Raw genomic sequence first — 6,838 nt, forward strand, 5'->3', positions numbered from 1 at the left:
CGCAATGACGCAGGCGAATCTCACCGAAACTCTCTTCAAACCCCGTTTCAAGCACCCTGAAACGTCGACGCTGGTGCGTCGGTTTAATCCGGGGACAATGCCTGCCGTTCAGTCAGCGTTAGACGGTAAAAACGTGCCCCACTGGTATCGAATGATTAACCGCCTGATGTGGATCTGGCGCGGCATCGATCCGCGTGAAATCCTCGACGTGCAGGCGCGTATCGTGATGAGCGAGTCCGAGCGTACCGACAGCGATCTCTACGATACGGTGGTGGGCTACCGTGGTGGAAACTGGATCTACGAATGGTCAAAGCAGGCCATGCTCTGGCAGCAAAAAGCGAGCCAGGAAGAAGATGCCACTCTCAGCGGCAAGCACTGGCTGCATGCGGCAAACCTTTACAGCATCGCTGCATATCCGCATCTTAAAGGCGACGAACTGGCAGAGCAGGCGCAGGCGCTGGCAAACCGGGCTTATGAAGAGGCTGCGCAGCGGTTGCCTGGCCGGATGCGTGAAATTGAGTTCGCCATTCCCGGCGGCAGCCCGGTGACCGGATTCCTGCATATGCCGGAGGGGGAAGGGCCGTTCCCGACGGTTCTGATGTGCGGTGGACTGGACTCGTTACAAATTGACTATTACAGCCTGTATGAGCGCTACTTTGCCCCAAACGGAATCGCCATGCTCACGCTTGATATGCCTTCCATTGGTTTTTCATCCAAATGGAAACTTACGCAAGACTCCAGCCTGCTGCACCAGCATGCATTAAAAGCGCTGGAGAATATCCCCTGGGTTGATCACACCCGGGTTGGCGCGTTTGGCTTCCGCTTTGGCGCTAACGTCGCGGTACGGCTTGCCTACCTTGAATCTTCACGCCTGAAGGCCGTCGCCTGTCTTGGTCCGGTGGTGCATGCTCTGTTAAGCGATCCTGCGCGTCAGGGTAGCGTTCCTGAGATGTATCTGGACGTACTGGCGAGCCGACTTGGCATGCATGATGCTTCAGACGAAGCGTTGCGCATTGAACTTAATCGTTATTCATTAAAAACGCAGGGCTTACTCGGCCGCCGCTGTCCAACTCCGATGATGTCCGGTTTCTGGAAGAACGATCCGTTTAGCCCGGAAGAGGAGTCACGCTTAATCACTTCGTCATCTTCTGATGGTAAATTGCTGGAGGTGCCCTTCAGCCCGGTGTACCAGAATTTTGACAAAGCGCTGAAAGAGATCACACGCTGGATCACGCAGAGATTGTGTTAATAGTTTGCTAAATTTCGTTGGTTTGGTAAAACAGTGCTTCACAAAAGGAGATCGCAATGACGTTACCGAGTGGACACCCGAAAAGTAGACTGATTAAGAAGTTCATGGCTCTTGGCCCGTATATTCGAGAAGAGCAGTGTGAAGAGAATCGCTTTTTTTTCGACTGCCTGGCTGTTTGCGTCAACGTGAAGCCTGCACCCGAAAAACGTGAGTTCTGGGGCTGGTGGATGGAAATGGAAGCACAGGAAAACCGTTTTACCTATACCTATCAGTTTGGCCTGTTTAATAAAGACGGGCACTGGCAGGCGACGAGCATCAAAGATCAGGAAGTGATCGATCGCCTGGAGCATACGCTAAAAGAATTTCACGGCAGAGCTCGCGACCTGCTGGCAACATTGGATCTGAAGCTGGAGCCTGCGGACGATTTTTCCAGCGAAGCGGTGAAACTGAGAGCCTGATGATGTCCCAGCGCCGGGTGGCGGCTACGCCTTACCCGGTCTGAAAAATGTACTATCCCGTACGCCCGGTAAGCACAGCGTCACCGGGCACAAAAAAACCGGCTCAGCGCCGGTTTTTTTATTACCACAACATCAGAACTGGTAGGTCATGCCCAGCGCAACGATATCATCGCTGCTTACGCCCAGTTTATTATCGTCATCAATCTGATTGATCTTATAATCAACAAACGCAGACATATTTTTGTTGAAATAATATGTCGCACCTACGTCGATGTATTTCACGATATCTTCATCGCCGATACCTTCGATATCTTTGCCTTTAGACTGCACGTAACCCAGAGATGGACGCAGACCAAAGTCAAACTGATATTGCGCGACCACTTCGAAGTTTTGCGCTTTATTTGCAAAGCCACCGGAAATAGGGGCCATATTGCGGGTTTCGGAATAGATAGTGGCCAGATAAATATCATTGGCATCATATTTCAAACCGGTTGCCCAGCCTTCTGCTTTTTTACCTTCGCCGCGTGCCTGAAGGTTTTGCTCGTTGGTGCGGTCGGAGCTGGCATACGCACCAATCACAGAAAAATCGCTGCCGCCGAAGTCATAGCTCAGTGAGGTACCGAAGCCGTCACCGTTTTGCTTCTTCACGTCGCGGTTTTCATTTTTGCCCTGGTATTGCAGGGTCATATTCAGGCCGTCAACCAGGCCAAAGAAATCGGTATTACGGTATGTGGCCAGACCGGAGGCGCGTTTCGTCATGAAGTTATCGGTCTGTGCCAGGCCGTCACCGCCAAACTCCGGGAACATATCGGTGTATGCGGCGACATCATACAGCGCGCCCAGGTTACGGCCATAATCCAGTGAGCCGAAGTCTTTCAGTTTCAGCCCGGCAAATGCCAGACGTGTTTTTTGAGAAGAGTCGCTTTCAGCTTTGTTACCCGCGAACTCAGCTTCCCAACGTCCGTAGCCCGTCAGCTGATCGTTAATCTGCGTTTCACCCTTAAAGCCGAAACGAACATAAGTCTGGTCACCATCCTTAGCGTCATCATCACTGATGTAGTGCATTGCTTTTACTTTGCCGTACACGTCCAGTTTATTCCCGTTTTTATTATAAACTTCTGCTGCCTGAACAGATGCGGAAGCAACTACGCCCATTACCACTAATGCCAGAGTGCTCTTTTTCATTTTCAATCCTGATTTTATAAAAACGCGCTAATATTCGCTGAGTAATAAGATTCGGCTTATTACCCCGTGAAAAACAGGAAGGGTTTTATCGTTCGTGGGTGAAAGTTTTATGACAAAGTAAGAATATGTCTAAAAAAGTATGTTTTAATTTTTCGGTAATAAAATTGTCAAAATCTGCCGCTACGCTTCCTGATCCCGCGCAACAAAGTGACGGGTCATGCGCTAAGGCAGTTGGCAACGGGGCTGACACCTGTTAAAACGTCTGACTGACATCATTTTCCCTTATTGTTGAACGGCAGAGAATCATGAGTGACAGCCAGACGCTGGTGGTAAAACTCGGTACCAGTGTGTTAACAGGCGGATCGCGCCGCCTGAATCGTGCCCATATCGTTGAGCTTGTACGTCAGTGCGCTCAGTTGCATGCCGCAGGGCATCGTATTGTAATTGTGACATCCGGGGCGATTGCCGCCGGGCGTGAACACCTGGGCTACCCCGAACTCCCCGCGACGATCGCTTCCAAACAGCTGCTGGCCGCCGTGGGACAAAGCCGACTCATACAGCTCTGGGAACAACTGTTCTCCATCTACGGCATTCACGTCGGGCAGATGCTGCTGACGCGTGCGGATATGGAAGACAGAGAACGTTTCCTGAATGCCCGCGATACGCTGCGCGCGCTGCTGGATAACCATATCGTTCCGGTCATTAACGAAAACGACGCTGTTGCCACCGCTGAAATCAAAGTGGGCGACAACGATAACCTCTCTGCGCTGGCGGCGATCCTGGCAGGGGCCGATAAGCTGCTGCTTCTGACCGATCAGCAGGGGCTGTTTACCGCTGATCCGCGCTCTAATCCACAGGCTGAACTGATCAAAGACGTTCACGGCATTGACGATGCGCTGCGCGCCATCGCGGGTGACAGCGTTTCTGGTCTGGGGACAGGCGGCATGGGCACCAAGCTCCAGGCCGCGGACGTGGCGTGCCGGGCCGGTATCGACACCATCATCGCCGCGGGCAGCCGTCCGGGCGTAATCGGTGATGTGATGGAAGGCATCTCTGTGGGTACTCGCTTCCACGCCCAGGCGACCCCGCTGGAAAACCGAAAACGCTGGATCTTTGGTGCGCCCCCGGCTGGCGAACTGACCGTGGATGAAGGCGCGACCGCCGCTATTCTGGAAAGAGGAAGCTCGTTACTTCCAAAAGGAATTAAAAGCGTGACAGGCAACTTCTCGCGTGGTGAAGTGATCCGAATCCGTAACCTTGAAGGTCGCGACATCGCTCATGGCGTAAGTCGTTATAACAGCGACGCGCTGCGTCGGATTGCTGGTCACCATTCCCAGCAGATCGACGCCATCCTGGGCTATGAATATGGCTCGGTTGCCGTGCATCGCGACGACATGATTATTCGTTAAGGAGCCAGAACATGCTGGAACAAATGGGCGCAGCCGCGAAAGCCGCCTCGTATAAACTGGCGCTCCTTTCCAGCCGCGAGAAAAACCGCGTGCTGGAAAAAATCGCTGATTATCTGGAATCTCAGTCGCAGGAAATTTTGCTCGCCAACGAGCAGGATCTGCTGGAAGCGCGTCGCAACGGCTTGAGCGAAGCGATGCTCGACCGTCTGGCGCTGACCCCGGCGCGTCTGAAAGGTATTGCCGACGACGTCCGTCAGGTGTGCAACCTCGCCGACCCGGTAGGGCAGGTGATTGACGGTGGGGTGCTCGACAGCGGGTTACGCCTTGAACGTCGTCGCGTGCCGCTTGGCGTCATTGGGGTGATTTACGAAGCGCGTCCAAACGTGACGGTGGATGTCGCCTCCCTGTGCCTGAAGACCGGTAACGCCGCGATCCTGCGTGGCGGGAAAGAGACCTGGCGCACCAACGCCGCGACGGTAAACGTCATCCAGCAGGCGCTGGAGGAGTGTGGTTTACCGGCGGGTGCCGTGCAGGCGATTGAAAGCCCCGACCGTGCTCTGGTTAACGAGATGCTGCGCATGGACAAATACATCGACATGCTCATCCCACGCGGCGGTGCGGGCCTGCACAAGCTGTGCCGCGAGCAATCTACCATTCCGGTGATCACCGGTGGTATTGGCGTATGCCATATCGTGGTGGATGACACCGCGGAGGTAGAACCTGCGCTGAAGATTATCGTCAACGCTAAAACCCAGCGTCCAAGCACCTGTAATACGGTAGAAACGCTGCTGGTGCATCAGGGCATCGCCAGTACCTTCCTGCCAGCGCTGAGCAAGCAGATGGCGGAAAGTGGCGTCACGCTGCATGCGGACGAGAAGGCTTTCGCCCTGCTGAAAGACGGTCCGGCGAAGGTCGTTCCGGTTAACGCGGAGCAGTACGACGATGAGTATTTGTCGCTGGATCTGAACGTGAAGGTAGTTGCGGATCTCGATGACGCTATTGCGCACATTCGTGAACACGGAACCCAGCATTCTGACGCGATCCTGACGCGCACCCTGCGCAATGCCGATCGGTTTGTGAATGAAGTGGATTCGTCTGCGGTTTACGTCAATGCCTCGACGCGCTTTACCGATGGCGGCCAGTTTGGTCTGGGCGCGGAGGTGGCGGTGAGCACACAGAAGCTGCACGCCCGCGGTCCGATGGGGCTGGAAGCGCTGACCACCTACAAGTGGATCGGCTTTGGTGATGATACCATTCGTGCGTAAATAATCGCGGGTGATGCAAAAATAGCCGTTTGATTCAAAAGGGCATTGACGCATCACCCGGTTAGATCTACTCTTTTGCCCCGTGGTTACGCTCGTAACCGGCCTTTCAGGGCCGATATAGCTCAGTTGGTAGAGCAGCGCATTCGTAATGCGAAGGTCGTAGGTTCGACTCCTATTATCGGCACTCACACAACAAAATCCTTTAAAAACAATAGCTTAAGACGATTTTCGCTCTCAAGATACAATCTTTTTTTAAGGGATTCTATGACCAACAGTTGCCGCTATGGTTAACAGTGGCTATTCAGGGATGTTAGCACGTAGCGGCCTGTAGTTGTAAAGCTCGAACAGGTACAAAGCGTGAATAGTCCCCACGAACCGCTATCAACTCGAAGCTGATGACGCTGCCAACGTCTCTAAATCCTCCCGAAACAGATTGATCACACGCATTTAAGCCCGATGTGCGGCCTTGTGGCTGCGTAAACAGGTGAATAGTGGTAATGCCCCGGTAGCTACAGATCCGGCTCTGCCAGCGCTTCGCTCACGCTCCGAAAGGTACACGAGCACCCTGATAAGGTGTGATCCCTCTGACAATCTGATTTGGTCACTGGTGACTTTCGCAAAGCGAAACCAACTAGGTTGGCCTGATGAAGTCGCTACGCTCCGCTTGTTGCTTGTACCACTAACGGGGCTTTATGGCTTCTATTGTCTGAAGTTAAATGTATATCATTAGGAAAAGTGCGGGAGACATAGCTCCCGCACTCATGGCTGTTAAGGTAAGTATCTGAGGATTTCAGCAGCCCAGTTTCTTCGATGAATTACTCTGGCGCGGTGCAAATTTCCATCTAATATCTCAGCTTTAGTTAGCTGGGATAATTGTTGCCAATCGTTGTTAAAAATATAGGTTGCGTTGTTACATTGCGAGCTTTCCAATACGTAGGTATTGTGATTGGGAAACCCAAAAATTACATATCCCTGGAAGCCAGCTCTTCCGACAGCAACAAAATCAGGTTCCTTACTGTTAATGAGTTCAAGTCTACCCTCTACAACAGCAGCATTTCCTTTTCCTCTCGGTTTGATAGCTGACATAATTTGCGAACCAATGGTGGTCCAAGGATATTGTCCTTGAGGGAGGAGACTCCAGTTTAGTTTTATAGATTGAGTAGTATGAATCGCCACGGATAATCTAGACACTTCCGAGCCGTTGATAATACTGGTTTTCATATTCTGTCGGTGACATCTGTTCGCTAGAACCATGCCGACGCTTACTGTTAT

At 52.6% G+C, this 6,838-nt stretch carries 5 protein-coding genes, 1 tRNA gene and 1 pseudogene; 5 read left to right on the forward strand and 2 right to left on the reverse strand.

Annotation, left to right across the window (positions count from 1 at the left end; all coding sequences use genetic code 11):
* The first annotated feature begins 4 nt into the window (after positions 1 to 4).
* Positions 5 to 1,249: an esterase FrsA gene (gene frsA, locus ACOTX1_RS20175; RefSeq protein ID WP_023295967.1), complete on the forward strand. Its 1,245-nt coding sequence runs from the start codon at positions 5 to 7 to the stop codon at positions 1,247 to 1,249.
* Between the two features lie 56 nt (positions 1,250 to 1,305).
* Positions 1,306 to 1,707, forward strand: a complete 402-nt coding sequence (gene crl, locus ACOTX1_RS20180; RefSeq protein ID WP_003863201.1) for a sigma factor-binding protein Crl — start codon at positions 1,306 to 1,308, stop codon at positions 1,705 to 1,707.
* Positions 1,708 to 1,839: 132 nt separating this feature from the next.
* Here the strand turns inward: crl and phoE are convergent, their stop codons facing one another.
* Positions 1,840 to 2,892 (reverse strand): phosphoporin PhoE, encoded by a 1,053-nt coding sequence (phoE, locus tag ACOTX1_RS20185; protein ID WP_003863199.1) that lies wholly within the window; start codon positions 2,890 to 2,892, stop codon positions 1,840 to 1,842.
* Positions 2,893 to 3,197: 305 nt separating this feature from the next.
* Here phoE and proB point away from each other — a divergent pair, with 305 nt between their 5' ends.
* The 3 genes from proB to ACOTX1_RS20200 all read left to right on the forward strand — a co-directional run bounded on the left by proB (position 3,198) and on the right by ACOTX1_RS20200 (position 5,750).
* On the forward strand, positions 3,198 to 4,301 hold the full coding sequence (proB, locus tag ACOTX1_RS20190; RefSeq protein WP_023315479.1) for a glutamate 5-kinase: 1,104 nt from the start codon (positions 3,198 to 3,200) through the stop codon (positions 4,299 to 4,301).
* A gap of 11 nt (positions 4,302 to 4,312) precedes the next feature.
* Entirely contained in the window at positions 4,313 to 5,566 is a 1,254-nt protein-coding gene (gene proA, locus ACOTX1_RS20195; protein WP_023315480.1) for a glutamate-5-semialdehyde dehydrogenase, read from the forward strand.
* A gap of 111 nt (positions 5,567 to 5,677) precedes the next feature.
* Positions 5,678 to 5,750 (forward strand) — tRNA-Thr (locus tag ACOTX1_RS20200).
* 584 nt (positions 5,751 to 6,334) lie between these two features.
* On the opposite strand, the pseudogene ACOTX1_RS20205 reads toward ACOTX1_RS20200, so the two are convergent.
* Positions 6,335 to 6,727 (reverse strand): annotated as a pseudogene (locus ACOTX1_RS20205) (hypothetical protein); the annotation flags it as partial.
* Positions 6,728 to 6,838: the final 111 nt, after the last annotated feature.

The organism is Enterobacter cloacae complex sp. IR5401 (genome assembly GCF_049238425.1).
Lineage (GTDB): Bacteria > Pseudomonadota > Gammaproteobacteria > Enterobacterales > Enterobacteriaceae > Enterobacter > Enterobacter hormaechei_C.

What these genes read in the sequence shown, in the direction of transcription:
- phoE (WP_003863199.1), bottom strand. Translation starts at nt 2,892, where the DNA reads ATGAAAAAGAGCACTCTGGCATTAGTGGTAATGGGCGTAGTTGCTTCC.
- proB (WP_023315479.1), top strand. Translation starts at nt 3,198, where the DNA reads ATGAGTGACAGCCAGACGCTGGTGGTAAAACTCGGTACCAGTGTGTTA.
- frsA (WP_023295967.1), top strand. Translation starts at nt 5, where the DNA reads ATGACGCAGGCGAATCTCACCGAAACTCTCTTCAAACCCCGTTTCAAG.
- crl (WP_003863201.1), top strand. Translation starts at nt 1,306, where the DNA reads ATGACGTTACCGAGTGGACACCCGAAAAGTAGACTGATTAAGAAGTTC.
- proA (WP_023315480.1), top strand. Translation starts at nt 4,313, where the DNA reads ATGCTGGAACAAATGGGCGCAGCCGCGAAAGCCGCCTCGTATAAACTG.